General features: G+C 42.3%; 25 protein-coding genes. 3 read left to right on the top strand and 22 right to left on the bottom strand.

Features of this window, described 5'->3' with window-relative positions; all coding sequences use genetic code 11:
* Together VZ94_RS32210 and VZ94_RS14115 are read left to right on the top strand one after the other, a co-directional pair.
* Positions 1–597 (top strand): transglycosylase domain-containing protein (locus VZ94_RS32210; protein WP_338040417.1); only part of this gene is annotated, 597 nt, incomplete at its 5' end.
* Positions 598–631: 34 nt separating this feature from the next.
* Positions 632–2,221, top strand: coding sequence for a transglycosylase domain-containing protein (locus VZ94_RS14115; RefSeq protein ID WP_338040416.1), 1,590 nt, complete (start codon positions 632–634; stop codon positions 2,219–2,221).
* 247 nt (positions 2,222–2,468) lie between these two features.
* On the opposite strand, the gene VZ94_RS32815 is transcribed toward VZ94_RS14115, so the two are convergent.
* From VZ94_RS32815 to VZ94_RS14100, 4 genes are all read right to left on the bottom strand, one after another.
* On the bottom strand, positions 2,469–2,612 hold the full coding sequence (locus tag VZ94_RS32815) for a DUF3368 domain-containing protein (protein WP_157844938.1): 144 nt from the start codon (positions 2,610–2,612) through the stop codon (positions 2,469–2,471).
* Between the two features lie 4 nt (positions 2,613–2,616).
* Positions 2,617–2,943 (bottom strand): PIN domain-containing protein, encoded by a 327-nt coding sequence (locus VZ94_RS14110; RefSeq protein WP_082081684.1) that lies wholly within the window; start codon positions 2,941–2,943, stop codon positions 2,617–2,619.
* Positions 2,940–3,200 carry a UPF0175 family protein gene (locus VZ94_RS14105; protein ID WP_109867692.1) on the bottom strand — a complete coding sequence of 87 codons (261 nt, stop codon included), beginning with the start codon at positions 3,198–3,200 and terminating at the stop codon, positions 2,940–2,942. The genes VZ94_RS14110 and VZ94_RS14105 overlap by 4 nt, the downstream gene beginning before the upstream one ends.
* Before the next feature lie 216 nt (positions 3,201–3,416).
* A complete protein-coding gene (locus tag VZ94_RS14100) occupies positions 3,417–3,803 on the bottom strand; it encodes a helix-turn-helix domain-containing protein (RefSeq protein WP_045779714.1) in 387 nt (128 codons plus the stop codon).
* A 148-nt stretch (positions 3,804–3,951) separates the two neighbouring features.
* On the opposite strand from VZ94_RS14100, the gene VZ94_RS14095 reads away from it, so the two are divergent.
* The gene (locus tag VZ94_RS14095) at positions 3,952–4,443 is read left to right on the top strand and encodes a hypothetical protein (RefSeq protein ID WP_045779713.1); all 492 of its coding nucleotides are present in this window, start codon (positions 3,952–3,954) and stop codon (positions 4,441–4,443) included.
* Positions 4,444–4,626: 183 nt separating this feature from the next.
* On the opposite strand, the gene VZ94_RS29230 is transcribed toward VZ94_RS14095, so the two are convergent.
* From VZ94_RS29230 to VZ94_RS14020, 18 genes are all read right to left on the bottom strand, one after another.
* Positions 4,627–4,923: a hypothetical protein gene (locus tag VZ94_RS29230; RefSeq protein WP_239649951.1), complete on the bottom strand. Its 297-nt coding sequence runs from the start codon at positions 4,921–4,923 to the stop codon at positions 4,627–4,629.
* A complete protein-coding gene (locus tag VZ94_RS14090; protein ID WP_239649950.1) occupies positions 4,895–5,494 on the bottom strand; it encodes an Rpn family recombination-promoting nuclease/putative transposase in 600 nt (199 codons plus the stop codon). The genes VZ94_RS29230 and VZ94_RS14090 overlap by 29 nt, the downstream gene beginning before the upstream one ends.
* A 200-nt stretch (positions 5,495–5,694) precedes the next feature.
* Complete coding sequence (locus VZ94_RS14085; protein WP_045779712.1) at positions 5,695–6,363, bottom strand: PEP-CTERM/exosortase system-associated acyltransferase; 669 nt, start codon at positions 6,361–6,363, stop codon at positions 5,695–5,697.
* 32 nt (positions 6,364–6,395) lie between these two features.
* Positions 6,396–7,022 (bottom strand): iron-containing redox enzyme family protein, encoded by a 627-nt coding sequence (locus tag VZ94_RS14080; protein ID WP_045779711.1) that lies wholly within the window; start codon positions 7,020–7,022, stop codon positions 6,396–6,398.
* 228 nt (positions 7,023–7,250) lie between these two features.
* On the bottom strand, positions 7,251–7,676 hold the full coding sequence (locus tag VZ94_RS14075) for an ATP-binding protein (protein WP_052700554.1): 426 nt from the start codon (positions 7,674–7,676) through the stop codon (positions 7,251–7,253).
* Between the two features lie 4 nt (positions 7,677–7,680).
* Positions 7,681–9,228: a PP2C family protein-serine/threonine phosphatase gene (locus tag VZ94_RS23160; protein ID WP_052700553.1), complete on the bottom strand. Its 1,548-nt coding sequence runs from the start codon at positions 9,226–9,228 to the stop codon at positions 7,681–7,683.
* A gap of 3 nt (positions 9,229–9,231) precedes the next feature.
* Positions 9,232–11,424, bottom strand: a complete 2,193-nt coding sequence (locus tag VZ94_RS14065) for an ATP-binding protein (RefSeq protein ID WP_052700552.1) — start codon at positions 11,422–11,424, stop codon at positions 9,232–9,234.
* 67 nt (positions 11,425–11,491) lie between these two features.
* Positions 11,492–11,719, bottom strand: coding sequence for a hypothetical protein (locus VZ94_RS14060; protein ID WP_045779710.1), 228 nt, complete (start codon positions 11,717–11,719; stop codon positions 11,492–11,494).
* 4 nt (positions 11,720–11,723) lie between these two features.
* Positions 11,724–12,005 carry an ABC transporter substrate binding protein gene (locus tag VZ94_RS30845; protein ID WP_045779709.1) on the bottom strand — a complete coding sequence of 94 codons (282 nt, stop codon included), beginning with the start codon at positions 12,003–12,005 and terminating at the stop codon, positions 11,724–11,726.
* Positions 11,989–12,369: an ABC transporter substrate binding protein gene (locus VZ94_RS30840; RefSeq protein WP_082081677.1), complete on the bottom strand. Its 381-nt coding sequence runs from the start codon at positions 12,367–12,369 to the stop codon at positions 11,989–11,991. Before VZ94_RS30840 ends, VZ94_RS30845 begins: the two co-directional genes overlap by 17 nt.
* A complete protein-coding gene (locus VZ94_RS14045) occupies positions 12,327–12,695 on the bottom strand; it encodes a hypothetical protein (RefSeq protein WP_045779707.1) in 369 nt (122 codons plus the stop codon). The genes VZ94_RS30840 and VZ94_RS14045 overlap by 43 nt, the downstream gene beginning before the upstream one ends.
* 13 nt (positions 12,696–12,708) lie before the next feature.
* On the bottom strand, positions 12,709–13,596 hold the full coding sequence (locus VZ94_RS14040; RefSeq protein WP_239649949.1) for a PhnD/SsuA/transferrin family substrate-binding protein: 888 nt from the start codon (positions 13,594–13,596) through the stop codon (positions 12,709–12,711).
* 12 nt (positions 13,597–13,608) lie between these two features.
* On the bottom strand, positions 13,609–14,421 hold the full coding sequence (locus VZ94_RS29220) for a TonB-dependent receptor domain-containing protein (protein WP_052700551.1): 813 nt from the start codon (positions 14,419–14,421) through the stop codon (positions 13,609–13,611).
* Positions 14,402–15,607 (bottom strand): TonB-dependent receptor plug domain-containing protein, encoded by a 1,206-nt coding sequence (locus tag VZ94_RS29215; RefSeq protein ID WP_239649948.1) that lies wholly within the window; start codon positions 15,605–15,607, stop codon positions 14,402–14,404. Before VZ94_RS29215 ends, VZ94_RS29220 begins: the two co-directional genes overlap by 20 nt.
* 8 nt (positions 15,608–15,615) lie before the next feature.
* Entirely contained in the window at positions 15,616–15,942 is a 327-nt protein-coding gene (locus tag VZ94_RS14030) for an STAS domain-containing protein (protein ID WP_045779706.1), read from the bottom strand.
* Positions 15,943–15,951: 9 nt separating this feature from the next.
* Positions 15,952–17,406: a solute carrier family 23 protein gene (locus VZ94_RS14025; RefSeq protein WP_275575253.1), complete on the bottom strand. Its 1,455-nt coding sequence runs from the start codon at positions 17,404–17,406 to the stop codon at positions 15,952–15,954.
* Positions 17,306–17,695, bottom strand: a complete 390-nt coding sequence (locus VZ94_RS30835; protein ID WP_275575251.1) for a solute carrier family 23 protein — start codon at positions 17,693–17,695, stop codon at positions 17,306–17,308. The genes VZ94_RS14025 and VZ94_RS30835 overlap by 101 nt, the downstream gene beginning before the upstream one ends.
* Before the next feature lie 6 nt (positions 17,696–17,701).
* A complete protein-coding gene (locus VZ94_RS14020) occupies positions 17,702–17,986 on the bottom strand; it encodes a carbonic anhydrase (protein ID WP_052700549.1) in 285 nt (94 codons plus the stop codon).
* Positions 17,987–18,057 lie beyond the last annotated feature (71 nt).

Below are 18,057 nucleotides of genomic sequence, written 5' to 3'. Positions count from 1 at the left end.
TATATCCTGTATTTAGATCATGGTATTCGCACGCAATTTGAAGGCAAGCGTTGGGCGATACCCGCTCATGTCTATGCCAACCCGGTCGAGCTATACGCAGGACACACGATTAGCGCCGCTAAATTTGAAGGCTTATTACAACAACTGCATTATCGCAAAGACGCTAAACTGGCATTTGATGGCTCTTATTTCCATACCGGTAACCAGTTTTTAGTCAGAACCCGTGACTTCACGTTTTGGGATAGCCAGCAGCAAGGGCTATTAATGCGCGTAATGTTTGGCGATGCCGGCATTATTGCCATTACTGATGTCAAAAAAGCCGAAGACATTCCGTTGGTGCGCATGGATCCAGTACAAATTGGCAGCTTTTACCCCAAAATAAAAGAAGACCGTGTGTTAATAAAACTCAATGATGCGCCCGATGCTTTGATAAAAGGCTTATTAGCATCCGAAGACCGTGAGTTTTATCAGCATTTTGGTTTATCCATGCGCGGCATCGTGCGGGCTATCTGGTCGAATGTCAAAGCGGGCGGCATGGTGCAAGGTGGTAGCACAATAACGCAACAATTAGCGAAAAATTTTTTATTTAAGCTCTGAGCGTAGCTTAAAGCGTAAGCTTAAAGAAGCGCTGATGGCCTTAATCTTAGAATTCCGCTATAGCAAAAACGAAATCTTAGAAGCGTATTTAAATGAAATTTATCTAGGTCAAAATGGCGCGAGTGCTGTACATGGCTTTGGTTTAGCCAGCGAGTTTTATTTTGGTAATTCACTAAAAGACTTGCCGCTAGAGCAAGTAGCATCGTTAATAGCGCTAGTACGTGGCCCTTCAGATTACGACCCACGACGCTATCCTGAACGCGCCAAACAACGCCGTGATTTAGTACTCGATGAAATGGTTAAAGAAGGCTATTTAGACGCTAAAGTTGCCGAAGAAGCAAAAGCCAAATCACTTAACGTCATCCCACGCTCGCGTCAAATCGGTAATCGTTATCCAGGATTTTTAGAATTAGTCAAACGTAGGTTAAAAGAAGAATACCGTGAAGACGATTTAACCTCAGACGGCTTAAAAATATTCACTACCTTAGATACCCAACTGCAAGAAACCCTAGAAAAAACCGTCGCTAAGAAGCTCGCACAACTAGAAAAACTACCTAAGGCAAATCATTTACAAACCGCCGTCGTGGTTACTCGACGTGACAGTGGCGAAATCGTTGCCTTAGCTTCAGGCCGAGAAAATTCAGCGAGTGGATTTAACCGAGCCTTAGATGCCGTTAGACCGATAGGCTCACTGATGAAACCCGTTGTGTACTTAACCGCGCTAGAAAACCCGGACAAGTACACAATTACTACGCCTATTAATGACACGGCCGTGACGATTCGCGCACAAAATGGTAGCGAATGGACACCGAAAAACTACGATCACAAAGAGCATGGCCGGGTTCCGTTACATACCGCGTTAGCAAAATCCTATAACCTTGCAACAGTTAAAATCGGCATGGATGTCGGAATTGTTAAAACTGCTAAAACGCTAAAAAACATGGGCGTGAATAAAGAAGTCGATATGTACCCGTCTTTATTACTAGGCGCAACTGCATTAACGCCTATGGATGTTGCGCAAATCTACCAAACTTTAGCGGCCGATGGTTTTACTACGCCGATTAAAGCCATACAAGCCGTTGTTGCAGCCAATGGCGAGCACTTACAAAGCTACCCCATAAACGTCAAGCAAGCGGTAGACCCAGCGGCCACGTATATTGTCAATACGATTTTGCAAGAAGTTATGCATGAAGGCACAGGTAAAGCGGCTTACGATGTTTTTCCTAAAGATTATGGTCTAGTCGGTAAGACTGGCACCACTAACGATGCTAAAGATAGCTGGTTTGCAGGCTTTACTGGCGATTACTTAGCCGTGGTTTGGGTAGGCCGTGATGATAATAAACCCATAGGCTTAACTGGCGCAGCGGGCGCATTGCCGGTCTGGGTCTCGCTAATGCAGCAAATCTCTAACCAACCGGTAATTTTATCGCCACCTGATAATATTATCTCGGTATCGGTAGACCGTTATTCTGGCTTATTAGCCAATAAGAACTGCACCAGCGCCAAGACCTACCCGTATATCCAAGGCTCAGAACCACACAGCTATTCTAACTGTGGTAATGAACCTAAACCGGCGCAAGAAGAGGAAGAAAAATCGTGGATTGAGGAGTTTTTTCCGGATTAGAGAATGATGGTGCTCTAGGTCTCTTTCAGCTGCATTGCCAGAATCATGAATAAATCAGCTTGCCATTCAATTCTAACTGATAAAAATGCTAGCAGCTATAGTCATCAGTCAGCTATAGTCACGACAAAAAAAAGAAGCGGGAGATGCAGATCTCTGTCGAAAAAAAAGTAAGTCGCATAAATCTCGCGTCGTATATGCGCGATCATCAACGTGTTTTCGACAGTTTTATCTAACACTACAAATACGTTTACTCATTAACCATTGCCAATAATTGATCTAACAGCTTATCGCTAATGAAAACTTCAGAACAACGGAGTCTGGTTAATAACGGTTTAATCGAGACAACCAAGCCTTTTTGTTTAGCAAGAAGTAAAACACCCAAACTGCCCATTACTTCAAGATTGTTCAGATAGGCTACTTTTTTTAGCTCTAGCATCATCAATGAGTAATAAGTCAGCAGATAGTTGTTTGTAAAGACTCATTGCCGCTAGTTCACCTTTACCCAGCCCATTCGATTTTTCGATAGCAATTCTTGTCGTAACATTACAAACTTTTCCAGCCAAGTAGGTTTGTAATGCTTGGGACTCCGCTTTATTGACAATGCAAACCTCATCGTAAACAGCTTGTGGTACTTTGACTTCGCCAAATAATATATCGAGCAAAGAGAGGCTGTCACAGATAGATAAAGCGACTAAAGCAGAGCTATCGGCAATAACAATCAATGTATGTTCCGTTGTTGAAAACGCAAAACATCAGCTTCTATGGATTCAACGGGGGTAGTCATTACACTGATCTGATGCTGCTTACATGCCAAGAAAAAATCGTAAATATCCACCTCTGCAAATTCACAGGCGGCGCCGCGTGACAACTGACCGGATTGAAACATCAGTAATGCGGCATAGAGCTTGATTTGTTTAGCTGTTTGGCTTTGATTCTTGCCTTGGAGATATTGGTCAGGGATTTCTAATGTAACTTGCATGGCACACCTTATTGATCGAACCTCGTACAACATAAATGGAAGATACCCCTTCTGAAGGGGTCTCATAGGGTAAGATTATTGAGCAACCTTAATTAATCGCCAGTCGCAAGTTATCATAAGCCTATGGAAAACATAAAGTAATATTGGTTATTTCAATGCCTTATAAGTTGTTGTGCTCAAAAACACAGAGAACTTGTCACTCACGAGATACTTAACTTAATCCTGCGTGACGTTTTGACTTTTTAACGCAAGGATTTCCTTTAAATAAGCAATTTCCATGCGCTGTTGTTCGATGATGAGTTGTAATTTTTCGATTTCAAATTGGGCTTCTTTAGCGTCACTATTATTTTGCCCTACATTGCTAAACTGGTAATTATTGTTACCTACCAAACAGGCGACGGTCTTCTCACCAAAACTCAGCAACTCTAGTAAGTCCACCTTAAGAATATCAGCGATTTGCTCTAGCCTGGAAATTTGCACATCGGTTTCGCCACGCTCAATATTGGCATAGCCATTAAGTGACAAGCCTAAACGTTCTGCCATATCCTCTTGTGAAAACTCTTTTAGCTGGCGCATAAAGCGAATTTTCTCGTTAATTTTCATGAGCAACACTCATACTGTGGAAATACCTAGTTTAACTTGGTGTTTTTTTGTGAATTGAATCACTAAAATCATCGGCGTTCGCACGTTAATGTCAACACTTACGCGCTTACACACTGAATTTAATCATTCACTACGTTTAGGAGATTGTATGCTAAAAAAGCTACTACTGGCTACTGTTTGCGCGGCGTCTTTGTCTGCTGCGTTTGAAGTGTTTGCTATCGATAAGGCTATAAAGGCGGTGTCTGGGGAGATAGGTTGTTACGGGAATCATAACGAAGATTCCGTCTCAAGCACTATATTTAGAAATTTCGATCCCAAAAAATCCATATCCATCACCAAAATAACAGTGTATAAATCTGATGGCAGCTTAATGCAGGAATTATCGCCTGCCGGCTTCCCATCGGGTTTTAATGAAATAATGGTACCCTTTTCTGCCAACACATTATCAACCTCTACTCTTTTTCCCGGTCAAAATCCAGGTCGCTTAACATTTCGAATTAATTTTAAATCAACTGACGGCAGCCCAGCGCTCGCACCTTATATCAACTCAGCTCTATACTATTACACATCTAGTTCGAAAACCAGTTTAAGTACTTCATCTACATTTGAGTGCATTTACACATCGCTGTCCAGCAAATAAAAGTCGCCATGAACTGTGATTGACGGCCTACCGACCTTAATCCTAAAGATTTAACAGTAACACTAACGTTTTATCACGTAAGGGTACTAACGTACCCTTTCTCTCGTTCCCGTGCTGTATACCACTGCCCAACCAATAATTAGCTTTTTATTTTCAATAAGATAGCTGTATGGTGCGCTGTATTTATTTTGCCACCGCGCCTTTTAAGTTTTCAATTTCAAGGGCAGTTAAAGTTAAACCTGTTATCTGTGCAATTGTGTCAATTGGCAAACCAATTGCCAGCGAATTTCTAGCAATCTGTTTGGCTTTTTCTATTTCACCCTCCTTAAAAGCCGTATCTGTTACATTATCCAGCTCGCTATACTCCAAGACACTTTTTAAATAGGCCTCATATTGACGTGGGGTTAAATGCGCTAATTCGGCTATTGCAAACCCTTTCTGAAAAATAGGCTCATTTAAAAATAGCGGGTATATGGTCAAAATCTTCTAAATGCTTTAAAAAATAAACCCATTTGTCAAAATGCGTTGCTAATTCATTTTCTGTTTTGGTGAATAACGGCATTTGCAAGAATTTAAAATGTCGCTTATCAAAAAACACCTCGCCATCTTGGTCTTTTAAACACACATCGCGACGGAATTTTCTAAGTTCTTCCGCCTCGTCATAATGGAAATTCAAAATCGCAATAAAATAAACCGGCACTAATTCAAAAGACCATGCGCCTTTTTTTGCCTGGTCTTTTATTGGAAAAGTTGAGTAAAACAACGCTCTGTCTTTAAAAAAGTTCATTTTTGCTTTTTGCATTTCAACAATAAAGCGTTGCCCGTCTTTGGTTTGGCAATAAATGTCATAAACCGCTTTACGTTGTTTGGGCGTACTAGGCAATTTTTCAGGTTTTTTAAAACTCAGTTCCGCAATTTGATGATAATCGGGTAACAGTTGATTGAGAAAGTCAATTAATAAATCTTTACTGCCTTCTTCACCGAACAATTTTTTAAAACCAAAATCGGTGTAAGGATTTAAATATTTTTTCTGTGCAACCATTTTGGCCATAACTGACTCACCGTTGTCATATGCAAATCACCCATACTCCGCCAAACCCGTCAGTTATCAAGGTGCGCACAGCGCACCCTATAAAGACCGTTTGAACTATATACGCGTTCTCAAGACAAAAACTTTAAGTACAAACAATTTCTGTAGCTTGACAATAACGCCCTTTGTCGGTTAACAACTGCCAAATTTCTGGCTTTTTGTCAGCAACGCCGTCTAGCAAGTCTGAAACTTTTTATCAAGCCAGGCCAGCGCATACCGTGATAATCGATTAACGGCCCTATTTTGGTGAAATGAATACCCGCCGCTGATAAAAAACGAAACCATGCTGGCTCTAACGTGCCAAAAAAGTGTGTGATATGATTTTCGTCGCAAGCTTTTATTAAACAAGCAATTAACGCAAAGCTTATGTGTGGAAACACGCGCCGTTCATCAGGTAAAAAATAATCCAATGAGGTATCTTCTATGCCTTGTAGCGTTAGTTCGCTTTTGCGTTGCTTAAAGGTTTTTGAAACACATAAGCGTGATGCTTCACCTAAATGGTTACGGTTGAGCTTGCCTAATACTGAATAATCGTCAATTTGAAAATAGCGTTCTAACGGAAATTCAGCATTTAAACGACTGGGATTAGCTAAAATCATGCGTGTCGTTGCCGCATATTCACCGGTTCGGCGATGGCGAATCAGGTAATGTTTAGCATATGGGTCGTATTCATCAAACTCCAGACCTAACGGATACTGTTTAGCGTCTTCAAAACCGGTTTCCAGGCAATAAACCTGATAACGCAATTTGTACACTTCTTGTTTTAACACATCGGTATCAGCGCTTATCATTTCAAAATAGAGATTGAACGCGTCGATTACTGAATTCAATGTAGCCTCCCAATGCATTATGAAGTTAAATGTCAGGCATGACCAAACTGCGTAAAGACATTAATCCAGCTACGGCACATCACTTCACCACCTTTTAAGCAAGCCGCTTGGTCTTGGTCGTAATATTGCGCACACAAAGCGATAATTTCTTCGCCATGCATTAGGTCTGCTTCTAAATGCACAGCCACCCAACGGCGTTGTTTTTTGTTTAAATTTAACCGTGCAAACATATCAACACCTTCTTGCTGTAGGTGTTTAGCGATATTTTCAAAGACATAAATCGCGCCTAAATAGGCATAAATCGTGTCGCCTAAATTAAACCAGTTGTGGTGAAAATCTAGCACTGACTGCGGGATAGTTTCAGATACGTCCCCACCTAAGGCTCTTAAATCTTCTTGCGCCAAAATATAATGACCTTTTTCCTCGCTCACCATGCGGGTAAAAAACGTTTTTAACACGTCATCATGAGCTAAGTTGCCTGCATGTTGAATCATTTCGCCGCTACGCCCGGTGTAATGAAACATGGTGTTTAGAAATTGTTTATATTGCTCTAAATCAAAACCGTCTTCCCCCATAAATGGCCTAAAGGCGTTGGCGGCTTGCAACGACATGGCTTCTAATTCTGGAATAGGGCGACGTTCTTCAACTGCTGCTAACATAATGAACCTCATTGTTATTGAAAATTATTGACATGTTTCAATCCACACCCAACCTCATCGGTCGAGTGATACCAGCCGACGGACAGATGTCGGTGGATAAAAATGCGCTATTCTAACGCTCTTGCTTAACTAGAAATGATAAAAAATACTTGACAACATAATGTAAAACGACCAAGTTCGGAGTTGATGATTTATACCCCCCGATAAACTACCGGTCTATCATGACACTTATGTTAAAAATTTTATTAAACGAATATGATTACCGGTATTAGTCTCATGGTGCTCATATAAATCCATATAATGCTTAACCAAATAAACCCCTAATCCACCAACAGGCCGCTCTGCAACAGACAAACTTAAATCGGGTTCTGCCAGTAAAAATGGATTAAAGCGTGCGGCATCATCGGTAATATCAAGCACAAGCTGCTCTGCGTTTGCGGTAATAACAACCTCAATCAATCCACTACTGCCGCTGGCATAACCATACTCTATGGTATTGACGATTAACTCTTCCAATGACAAATTGATTTGCATAATTAAGGCGTCAGTCCAGCCTTGTCGTATACCAAAATCAGCTATGGCATCCGCAAGCTCAGGTAGCTGCTCTAATGAATTAACCAGTTGATAATTAAACCTGTTGCTCGTATCTTGCATAGGTTTAACCCTGCCCGGCCCATTTTAATGCTAATAATGTAATATCATCCGATTGTTCGGCACCTAGCGTAAAGGCGCTGACATCATCGAGTACTCCACGCACCATTTGTTCAGCATTACCTTGATTCAAGCGCGTTAACAAGGCTTGTAAACGATGCTCACCATACGCCTGTTGCTCAGTGTTCATCGCTTCGCTAATGCCGTCGGTGTACAGTAATACGCTATCCCCCGGTTTAAGCACTAGGCTTTGCTGTTTAAACTGAGCAAAGTCAAAAATACCTAACGCCATACCTGAATCCCCTGTCAACATCACGACGTCACTATTTGCGAGTATATGCATAGGCGGATTATGGCCAGCAAAGCTGTAACATAACAGACCTGTCTTCATATCCAATGTCGCAACGAATAACGTTACAAACATCGCCGCATCATTATCACGACAGAGTTCTGGGTTTAAAGCGGCTAAAATTTGTTCTGGCTGTTGATAATGTTTAGCCATTGCGCGTATCAAGGTTTTAACCATCACCATAAATAACGCGGCTGGCACACCTTTATCTGAAACATCGCCAATCACCAGTAATAAGGTATCTGCGTCTAATTGAAAAAAATCGTAAAAATCACCACTGACTTCGCGTGCAGGCTCCATAAACGCAAACACGTCTATGTTATAGCCTTCGCTAAAACGCGGAAATACGGTAGATAACATACCCATTTGAATGCTGCGCGATAACTTTAACGATTCTTGCAAACGTTCTTGCGCCACGCGTTCATGAATGAGCTGTACCCGGCCTAACGCGACTGCAATCTGAGTCGCTAATAAGTTAATAATCTTAGCTTCGCCCGCACTAAAATGAATCACAACAGGACTCACAATCATTAATAAGCCAAGGCGTTTATCGCGATTGCATAGCGGTACACATAACATCGATGCAATACCGGCTAGGTTGCCCGCATTAGCTTGAAAGCGCGGATCATGATGCACTGAATTGACAATTTCAGCATTACCTGTTGTTAAGACTTGTTGGCTAATACCGTCTATTTCAGTAATAAACTGACCTGTTTGGTAAATTTCGCCTAAACTAGCTACGACCTGAAAATGCTGTTTATCTTCATGATGCAACAACACTGCTAAACTTAATTCATAAGCCGCAGGTAATAAACGACGCGCTTCTTCTAAAGCCAATTTAGCTAAATCATCACTGTCTAAACACGCGGCGATTTTTTCACCAAGCTCATACAATAAAGTCAGCTCTTTATACTTCGCCAAGGTTTCTTGTGCTAACGCTTTTGCTTCGACCTCTTTTTGCGCGCAATAAGCGATTAATCCCGCTAAAACCTTGGCATAGTCAACCTGACGACCACTGACCCAACCCAAAACGTGATCAGATTCAAATAAAATCGGCACGCGCTGATAATCGTGAAGCTCGCCTAATAAACACAAGCCTTCAGCATCTATAACCGCTAAATCGCCATGTATAGCACAAAACGCATTGATAAGTTTTGCGCTAGGGCCTTTTTGGCATAATTTTTTGAGCTTTATATCTTGGTTCATAGTTTAGCTTAATAATGTAAAAAATGTCTTATCTAAGCCATGCGCTAAACGCAATTGTTTAACCAGTTCACATTCTTCAGCTAGTTTTTGCTCTGCAAGCACTAAATCGGGAACAAAGCCTATCGCAGTCAGAATCGCTTGCTCAGTGTTACTAGCCCATTTTACGTCATAACCTAACGCAACAAGCTGTGTTAACCAATGCTGACTGCGCTCTTCTACGCTGTCAAAAACTAAGATTTTTTTGCGATGAATCTTATTCAACACGCTATACACAGCTTCTAATAATTCGTGCTCTTTAACTGGCTTGGTTAAATAACATTCAATACCTAATTGCTCTGCTAGCAGTTTATCTTCCGCAATGGTATGCAAAATAATCGGTATCGCTAAAGTAGATGGGTCGGAATGCAGTCTGGCGCTAACAGCAAAGCCATTTAAATGCGGCATTTTGACGTCGAGAATAATTAAATCAGGCATTGCTTGTTTGATTTTAGTCAAACCTTCTTCACCGCTACCCGCCTCGCGTATCGTAAAATTTTCCGCGCTGAGTTCTTGCCGTAAAAACTGCCGGATATTAGGGTCATCATCCACGACTAAAATATCAGCCACACCGTCATCAGGCTTTTGCCTACCGGCAAGTTTAGCGATTAACCCCGCATCTAAACTCGCCCAATCGCTATGCCAGACAAAACTGGCTTCGTCGCCATCTTTAGACGTCACTAAAAATTCTGTCGCGCACGTCGTGGGCAAGGCTAATGAAAAATAAAAAATACTGCCAACACCTAGCGTACTTTCAAGCCATAACCGCCCGCCATGATGCTCTATAATTTCTTTGCATATCGGTAAGCCTAAGCCGGTACCTTTAGGTTTATCCGTTAAGGTGTCACCGACTTGCTTGAATTTTTCAAACACTAACGCTTGATCTTCCGGTTTAATACCACAACCCGTATCGATAATGCTGATAACTAACTCGTCACCGATATGCTCGGCTTTACAGGTGACGCTGCCTTGCTCGGTAAACTTAACCGCATTCGAGATTAAATTAATAACCACTTGAATTAATCTATCTCTATCGCCGATAAATAACGGTAATGACTCTGGCAACTCTTTACGCAACACAACGGGTTTATGCTCAAATAACGCAGTAGTTGCTGCTGTGGCTCTATCGATAATATCGGCAATAGCCAGCTCGCGCATAGCCCAATCAGTACGCCCCGCTTCCATTTTGGCTAAATCCAGCACGTCGTTTATCAGCGTTGTTAAACGTTGCCCTTCGTCTACGATAATTTGCGCGTTATCCATCACTTGCCGCATCGCTTTTTGAATTTTTTTGTCTTCTAATTGCGAAAGCGGTGGAAATAATGTGGTTTCAAATTTCTTTTGTAAAATTCTGGCAAATCCCATGACTGAAGTTAACGGCGTGCGTAACTCATGTGAAACCGTTGATAAAAAATTAGTTTTCATTTGGTCTAATTCTTTCAACTTCTCATTAGCTTGCTCTAATTCAAGCGTACGGGCTTTTACTTTTTCTTCTAAGGTTCGATTGTATTCAGCCAGTTTAGCGTGAGAGTGTTGAATTTCTTCGGCCATTTCAAGAAATGATTGTGCTAAAAGCGCAATTTCACCTTCTGCACGAAAACCTTGTTTTTTACCTTGCGGCTTATCATCCAATAACTCAACTGCGGTTTGAAAATTACCGCGTGCTAATTCTCTTACTGCATCGGTTAAACGCGTGATAGGCCGCGATAGCGTCGTAGCAATCACTAAGACTAGACCTGAGCCAATCAATACAAACATCAGCGCAGTCACAGCCATAGAAAAAATCAAATCTCTAGTGGTTACTTCAATATCAGCTTTAGATCGTTCGATTTCACGCTTTAACTCTTGCATAGTAAAACCTAAACGCAACACGCCCCACGGTTTGTCCGCAAAATTAATGGGCAGAATAAACTCCGTGACGTTAAGCTCAGGATATTCTTTATGCGTTAACTGATGCTGCGCCAATGCATATTGGCTGGATGCGTCTTGTAAACGTTCTTGTTGTAGCTCAGGGTGGCTAGTGTTGATAATCGCAACACCCTCGGCATTCATTAAAATTCCGTAATCGAGTAATGGCGATTCTTGAATCGTATTGTGCAGATTTTCAGTGATATGGGAAAAATTAAATCCCGCGACATCGTTTTCGACTTGAGTCAGCAATAAATTTGATAACGCTGAGCTACGCTCGATAAGGCTTTGCTTGATTAACTCTATGCGCTTAGCTTGCTCACTTTCTAACGATTTTTTTTGTTAGCACCAATTCCAGCGCTGTCAACGTCACTACCAGACCTATAATCAGACCTAGCATAGTGGTTAATAACTTCCAACGAATACTAGCCCTGAGTTTAAGTCGTTGCTGATTAGACGGACTCGGCATTTGCTGCTGTGCTAATGCCGCTTGTTCAGCAGCGTTAAAAGAGTTGCCGGGGCTTATACCTCGCTTGCGTTTAAACATGAGCCTAATGGCATTCCAATAATTGATTCACCGCATCTAACGCATCGCTGTTATACGACACATTAAGCTTGCCTAATTCACAGACATTTAACGTAATATGTGAGCCTGCTGGGGTTTGCACAGGTTCTTTAATCGGCTCATGCAATAACACCGCTTGAGCTAAGTTTGCCGCTTGCCTACCCATCGTCGCTGTATCGGCTGAAACCACTAAACTGGCACCGTACTTAGTATACGCATCACTGTAAGTGTAAACCGGTTTGTTATGTGCTTTAGTTGCCGTAAACACTTTTTTCTACACTGTCTTTATCGCTTAACACAGTAGGGTCGGCAATCAGCCATAACGCATCGACAGTTGGCAATAATTGCTGTAACAGCTCATCTAATTGCAGAGGCTCGGTTAGCGTTTGCTCGGCTATTGTTAAACCTAATTCCGCCATTTGTGCGCGAGCTTGATTAATACGCTCTTGATTAATACTGGGGTTATAAATCACACCAATTTTACGCACCGCCGGTAATAAATAATGCAATAACGACAATTCTTGAGATAACGATAATTCGTTGGCTACGCCATAATTATTAGGACTGCGTGGAAAGCGTTGCCAATTAATCACTGAAGAGAACAAGACCGGCTTATTAGCGCTAAACTGCACAGAAGCTTGGTAGCTTTTGCGCCAATGCTATAAATTAAATCGGGACTTTCGTTTTTAATCAGTTGGTTTAACGGCTCGAAATTATCATCAGCGGGCAAATCATACACGGTCATCTGAGCAGTAAATGCGCCCATCTGATTTTTGAATGCGTTTTCTACGTCTTGATATTTCAAAACAGTTTGGTCAGAGTTGACGATAAGAATTTTAGCTGGATTGGCCGCGAAAAGAGCTGAGCACTGTATTAGCGCGCATAAACACACGGTAATGCGTAAAATACAGTGTCCGTACCCTACTCTACGCTGCATCAATGATATTAGATTAGTCATAGTGCGCCGCCTATCACCTTAGTTGCTTAGCTAAAGCTGGGTCTATGGCATCAACGCGCTTCCAACCATCGAGTCCTAGCATTTTCAATTTTTTCTCACCATTAGGTTGTTGAGCCATAGCCTCAATAACGCTTAGTAACGGCTTTTCTTCTTGTTGTTGCGGCTTGGCCACGGCAGCAATCAGGGTAAAACTTTTCTCGCCACTGGCTAAAATCTTTAGTTGCGCTTGCTGCTTAGGATTCATTAACGCTAATTTGTTAAAACTACTTTCCGACGCAATCGCCGCCGTCGCCATGCCAAATCCGACTGACATTAAAGCATCTATATCTTTAGGCACGGTTAAGATTTTAATTTTCGGTGCTAATGCGGCATAACGCGTGGCTAACATTTGTTGCAATTGCGTGCGCAAATAATCATCACTACCGGCACCGGCAATTGTTGCTCCAGCCAACTGGTCTAATGAAGCAATGTCTTTGCCTAATAAAATTTTACGCTGCAATAATTCGCCTTTCACGACGCCCACAAGCATTGCCGATAACGGTGTTTTTGCATTTAACTGCGCATAATGCCAGCTAGACAGCAAATAAACGCCTTGATTTTGCCCGGTTAACATTTGCTCAAATGTTTTCCGCTCGCTAAACGGTTGAAAACTATAATCGCCTTGCCCCGATAAATAGCTATCAAATTCGGTTTTTAACGCGGCAAAATTATCGACACTGGTTTCAGGATTATAAAAATAAACCGTTTTGACGGTGCCCGCGATTGACGTATGCATTAACAAACTTAAACCTAACGCTTGTAGCCAGCAACGGCGCTTGATAGAGGGTTTTAACAAGGGCGGAACTGCGCTAACCCTAAGCGCTGCTATGCCTGTTAAGCCTTTGTTGATGATTGCAAACATAATAAAATCCGACTAATAGCGAAAACTCACTTGTCCAAAAAACGCCCGCGACGCTTGTTGATAATCGCCTGGAATACTGGTGGGCGCAGGGTCGAAGTATTTTTGATCGAATAAATTGTAAATACTAAAACTTAACGCTAAACCTTTATAAAACGCATTATGGCTTAATAGGCTTAAATCCACTAAGGCATAACTAGGCACATTCGCCCGACTATCGCCCGGTGCGCGTGTTGTTTCACTTTTAACTAATAAATGTCCAAACACGCTCCAATGTGGGGTAACCGCCCAATTGACTTGAACATTAGCACGCTCACTAGGCACATCAAACACGGCTAAATGGTTTTGATACGGTTGTTGTATAGCAACATTCGCCGAGATAAAACTACCTTGTAGACGTCCGCTAAAATCATAACGGCCTTCTAACTCTACCCCTTCAGACACGACACTACCGCTATTGTCATAATGTAACGGCGTAATGGTACCCGGCACTAAGGTTATCAAATCAGAGATATAGCTATGATAATAAATAGCTTGCGTGGTTAATCCGGCGAACGGTTTAGCGATAAGCCCGGCTTCAAAGGTTTCGACTTGCTCTGGTTTTAAATTAGGATTACCCGAAACAAAGGGATGGGTTAAATCCAACTCACCAAAAGCAGGTGCTCTAAACGCCGTACCATAAGAAAACTTCACGGAATAATTTTTAATAAACTCCCAGTTAAACCCTAAACGCGGGTTAAACGTGCCACCAAAATCATTGTATTCGTCATAACGTGCACCAAGCGTGACTCTTAATTCTGGCCAAGGGTCATAAAACGTCTTGCGCATACAACCCCCAATGTTGACGAGTGCGGTCTTTACCATAAGGTCTTGCTACGTCTGTTAATTGATTCGGAAAACTACCCGCTTGGTCGACAATGCCAAATTGTTCTTCTGTCGTATAAGAAAAACCGCTGATAATCGTCTGCTTATCTGACAATTGATAATTAGCTTGCAACTCGCCGCCGGTGCGCTTATCGACTAACGCATTGCGGTTAAAATAGTTAGGCTGCACTTGCGATAAATTATCGAATGAAAAACTGTCGTGATAAATGCGCGTGTCTAGCGTTAACTGCTCTAACAACCGCCATTGACGACTTAATTGCAGAAAATAATCCTCGTAATTCTGCTCAGTTTGATTGCTTAACGCATACGAAGTCCCGATAAACGCGCCGGTTTGTTTTTTTATATAACGCCCTTCCAGCTTAAAATCCTGATAGCCCAAGCGCCATTCCAAATCATTACGCCCTTCGCTTAAATCGCTAACCCCTGGCGCTAACGAGTTCTGACCTTGTAGGCTTAACACATCTTCTGGCACGGGTGAGCGAATCCCATCAGTATCGGCATAGTTATAATGCAGTACCGCTTCTGCACCATTGGCAAATTTTTGTCCCCAAGACGCGCGATATTGCTGAGTAGCAAAACTACCGCCGCCCGCTGTCGCGTGTACGCCGTTAACATCGCTAGCGTCTTCGGTAATCACGTTAATAACGGCTAAAAATGCATTCGCGCCATACAGCGCCGAACCTGTGCCGCGCACGACTTCGACACGCTTAATCGTCGTGACCGGCAAGTCGTCATAAACCCAAGTGCTACCGGCATTGTTTAAGTTATGGTCTAACGGGTGGCCGTTTAACATAAACAACACCTTATCAGAAAATAACGTTTTCACGCCGCGCACTTCGACTTCACGTACGCCTAACATGGTTTGAGTAATACCTAAACCCGGAATCAAACGCAACACATCTAATAGATTTCTAGCGCCAATATGACGAATTTCATCTTGCGTCACGACCGAAGTCGTCGCCACCGATTTATCAATGCGCTCTTCTAGCTTAGAGGCGGTCACGACGACTTGACGTTCTGCCGCTAAAAACTTTAATTCATTTTCTAGCTCAGTATCATCAGTACTGGCAGTAACAGAGACCGGCACCGTGACTAACAAGGCCGAAAACAAAGCGCGAGTCTTCTTCATAGCAATGACTATAAAGCCTCAGCGACCGTCGCGGTAATCATAAATAACTTACTAAAACCGCTAATATCAAACACATCGCGTAAGGTTGCGTTCATCGCGCATAACCGCACCGAGCCTTGCGCAGGTTCAACTCGCTTTGCTGCTAATAAAAACACCCTCAGCGCAGCACTACTGATATAACTCACGTCGCTAAAATCAAATACTAAATGGGTGTGGCCTTCACTAATCCAAGCCAAACATTGTTGTTCTAAATCCTTAGCACTGGCGGCGTCTATACGTCCAGATAGCGAAATAACTAAACTGTTATTCTGCCGCGCCGATGAAATTGTAAGCATAATAGTCTCTTAATCGTTGAATAATAATCGTAATTCGCAACGCTCACCGTCATGACGACTGCGCACTTGATCGGCCAGCCTATGCAACATATAACCGGCCATTTGTGTCACTGCACCATCATCGGTCAGCATGGCTTCGTGACTAGGCGCGTGCGTTGAAATCGGTAACGCCTTGCCTTTGTAATAAAGGATAACGGTAAAAGTATACTCGTTAAAGATTGTTTCGAGTTCAATTTTATCGTTATTAGCAGTTGTTACATCGCACAAACCGTGCTCGGTTAAAATTTCAAATGCTTGCCAGGTTGCATATTCGGCTCTATGCACGACTTCATAACGCGCGCCCCAACTTTTACCTTGCAGCTCTAAAAACCGAATCACATCATCGATAGAGCTATGCTGAGCGTCAAAGCTTTTACGCCTGCGAGTATGATTGCGAATTTGAAACACTGCCGATAACACAACCGCGACAAACACACCTAAGCTGACGCCAGAAAATAACAAATGCTGTAAGGTTTCTGATGCTTGCAGATACTGTGATGCTTGCAGATACTGTGATGCTTGCAGACGCTCATAGCTAACACCTAAGATTAAACCTATGCCTAATGCTAAAATCTTACGGTTATCTAACAACCTAGATGCAATAACTTGTAAGCCTGATAACGACGTAAACGCTGCTAAAAAAATCAACGCCGAACCCATCACTGGTAAAGGCAACAACTGCCAAAACACAATCGCCTTAGGCATAAACGCCATTAAGACCATTAACGCCGCTAATGCATAAGCTAGATACCGACTGGTACAACCAGTCGATGCCGCTAAACTAACTGCACCACCGCTAGACGTTAATGGCAAACCATTTAAAAACGCATTAAAAATATTGGTTAAGCCTTCGGCAAACAAACCTTGTTTAATCAAATTCAAATCAGGCCGTTTCCAATCGGCATCATTAAATCGTTGCGCTGCGACTAACGCACCAAAGCCATGTAGTGCTAAAAATAACCCGGTGGCAATCGCCGGTAATATCGATTGCAGGTTAATAGACCAACCAAGCTGCATAGGTTTAGGTAAATAGAATAAAGGGGCATCATGTAATAGCTCCCAGGCTTCTGCAGGAATCGCCCCCAAATAATAACTGGCTAGAAAACCGGCTAATAAGCCTAAAAAAGCAGAAAATAAGCGTAAATAACCCGATGACCAGACATTAAACACTATCATCGTACCTAGCGTTAATACACAGAGCAAAGCATGTTCAGTGGTCGTTATTAATGTTGAATCGATTTCCAAAACTAACTTAATACCGAAAGAACCTAGGCCTAAACCGATTAACAATACTGCTAAACCGGCTACTTGTACCGTAAACACGCTACGCAAGCGTTGAAATAACAAAGCAAAACCGATTTGCGCAACACCGACGATTCCAACCATACCAAACACAGCACCAACGCCACCCTGGGCTTTTGCCAATGCGAGTCCGGCAAAAGGTTGATGATGTCGCTTGTAACGGACAAAAATAACCTGAGCCAATTTGATAATAACGTAGCGTCTGCAATACGACGCCCAGCCCCGATGCGACTAGCGTCGCTGAGATTAATTGCATGGATTGCTCAGCGTTTAAGCCTAGTTGCCTAGCCAATAACGGCGAAATAACCAGATAAACGCCTAAAAACGACATTTGCTGTAATGCTAATAGCGCTAAAATTTGTAGCGGCGGCTTTTCATCAGTGCCGTAAACAATATGTTCGGGTTTACGCATAAGCGCTTAATCAAGTACCGGTAAAAAAGTCGAATTATCTTCGTTAGTTGCCCATAAATCGCCGGTTTCTAAGTCAAACCACCAACCATGTAACTGTAAGGTTTTGTCGTCTAACCGCTGTTTAATCCACGGATAAGTTTGTAAGTTATCTAATGAACCACGTATTGCTGCCCGCTCAACCAAGTGTTGATGGTTTTGTAAATTTTCAATATCGATTTCTCTGACATCTGCATTATCGACACTATCAGAAGGCGTGACTTGATCCAATACATAGCGATAACACGCCGACATCGCAATACTTACCCAGTCACCAATAAAATCTCGCGGGACTTTTTTKTYSTCCTGATAGCATACTCAATAAC

Origin of the sequence: Methylocucumis oryzae (genome assembly GCF_000963695.1) — a bacterium.
Classification (GTDB): domain Bacteria; phylum Pseudomonadota; class Gammaproteobacteria; order Methylococcales; family Methylomonadaceae; genus Methylovulum; species Methylovulum oryzae.
Note: the sequence above shows the minus strand (reverse complement) of the source record. Positions and strands in the feature narration are given on the sequence as shown.

What these genes read in the sequence shown, in the direction of transcription:
- VZ94_RS29215 (WP_239649948.1), bottom strand. Translation starts at nt 15,607, where the DNA reads ATGAAGAAGACTCGCGCTTTGTTTTCGGCCTTGTTAGTCACGGTGCCG.
- VZ94_RS14030 (WP_045779706.1), bottom strand. Translation starts at nt 15,942, where the DNA reads ATGCTTACAATTTCATCGGCGCGGCAGAATAACAGTTTAGTTATTTCG.
- VZ94_RS14100 (WP_045779714.1), bottom strand. Translation starts at nt 3,803, where the DNA reads ATGAAAATTAACGAGAAAATTCGCTTTATGCGCCAGCTAAAAGAGTTT.
- VZ94_RS14045 (WP_045779707.1), bottom strand. Translation starts at nt 12,695, where the DNA reads ATGACTAATCTAATATCATTGATGCAGCGTAGAGTAGGGTACGGACAC.
- VZ94_RS30835 (WP_275575251.1), bottom strand. Translation starts at nt 17,695, where the DNA reads ATGCGTAAACCCGAACATATTGTTTACGGCACTGATGAAAAGCCGCCG.
- VZ94_RS23160 (WP_052700553.1), bottom strand. Translation starts at nt 9,228, where the DNA reads ATGAACCAAGATATAAAGCTCAAAAAATTATGCCAAAAAGGCCCTAGC.
- VZ94_RS14020 (WP_052700549.1), bottom strand. Translation starts at nt 17,986, where the DNA reads ATGTCGGCGTGTTATCGCTATGTATTGGATCAAGTCACGCCTTCTGAT.
- VZ94_RS32815 (WP_157844938.1), bottom strand. Translation starts at nt 2,612, where the DNA reads ATGGGCAGTTTGGGTGTTTTACTTCTTGCTAAACAAAAAGGCTTGGTT.
- VZ94_RS14105 (WP_109867692.1), bottom strand. Translation starts at nt 3,200, where the DNA reads ATGCAAGTTACATTAGAAATCCCTGACCAATATCTCCAAGGCAAGAAT.
- VZ94_RS14080 (WP_045779711.1), bottom strand. Translation starts at nt 7,022, where the DNA reads ATGTTAGCAGCAGTTGAAGAACGTCGCCCTATTCCAGAATTAGAAGCC.
- VZ94_RS14075 (WP_052700554.1), bottom strand. Translation starts at nt 7,676, where the DNA reads ATGCAAGATACGAGCAACAGGTTTAATTATCAACTGGTTAATTCATTA.
- VZ94_RS14040 (WP_239649949.1), bottom strand. Translation starts at nt 13,596, where the DNA reads ATGTTTGCAATCATCAACAAAGGCTTAACAGGCATAGCAGCGCTTAGG.
- VZ94_RS14060 (WP_045779710.1), bottom strand. Translation starts at nt 11,719, where the DNA reads ATGTTTAAACGCAAGCGAGGTATAAGCCCCGGCAACTCTTTTAACGCT.
- VZ94_RS14095 (WP_045779713.1), top strand. Translation starts at nt 3,952, where the DNA reads ATGCTAAAAAAGCTACTACTGGCTACTGTTTGCGCGGCGTCTTTGTCT.
- VZ94_RS14090 (WP_239649950.1), bottom strand. Translation starts at nt 5,494, where the DNA reads ATGGCCAAAATGGTTGCACAGAAAAAATATTTAAATCCTTACACCGAT.
- VZ94_RS14115 (WP_338040416.1), top strand. Translation starts at nt 632, where the DNA reads ATGGCCTTAATCTTAGAATTCCGCTATAGCAAAAACGAAATCTTAGAA.
- VZ94_RS29220 (WP_052700551.1), bottom strand. Translation starts at nt 14,421, where the DNA reads ATGCGCAAGACGTTTTATGACCCTTGGCCAGAATTAAGAGTCACGCTT.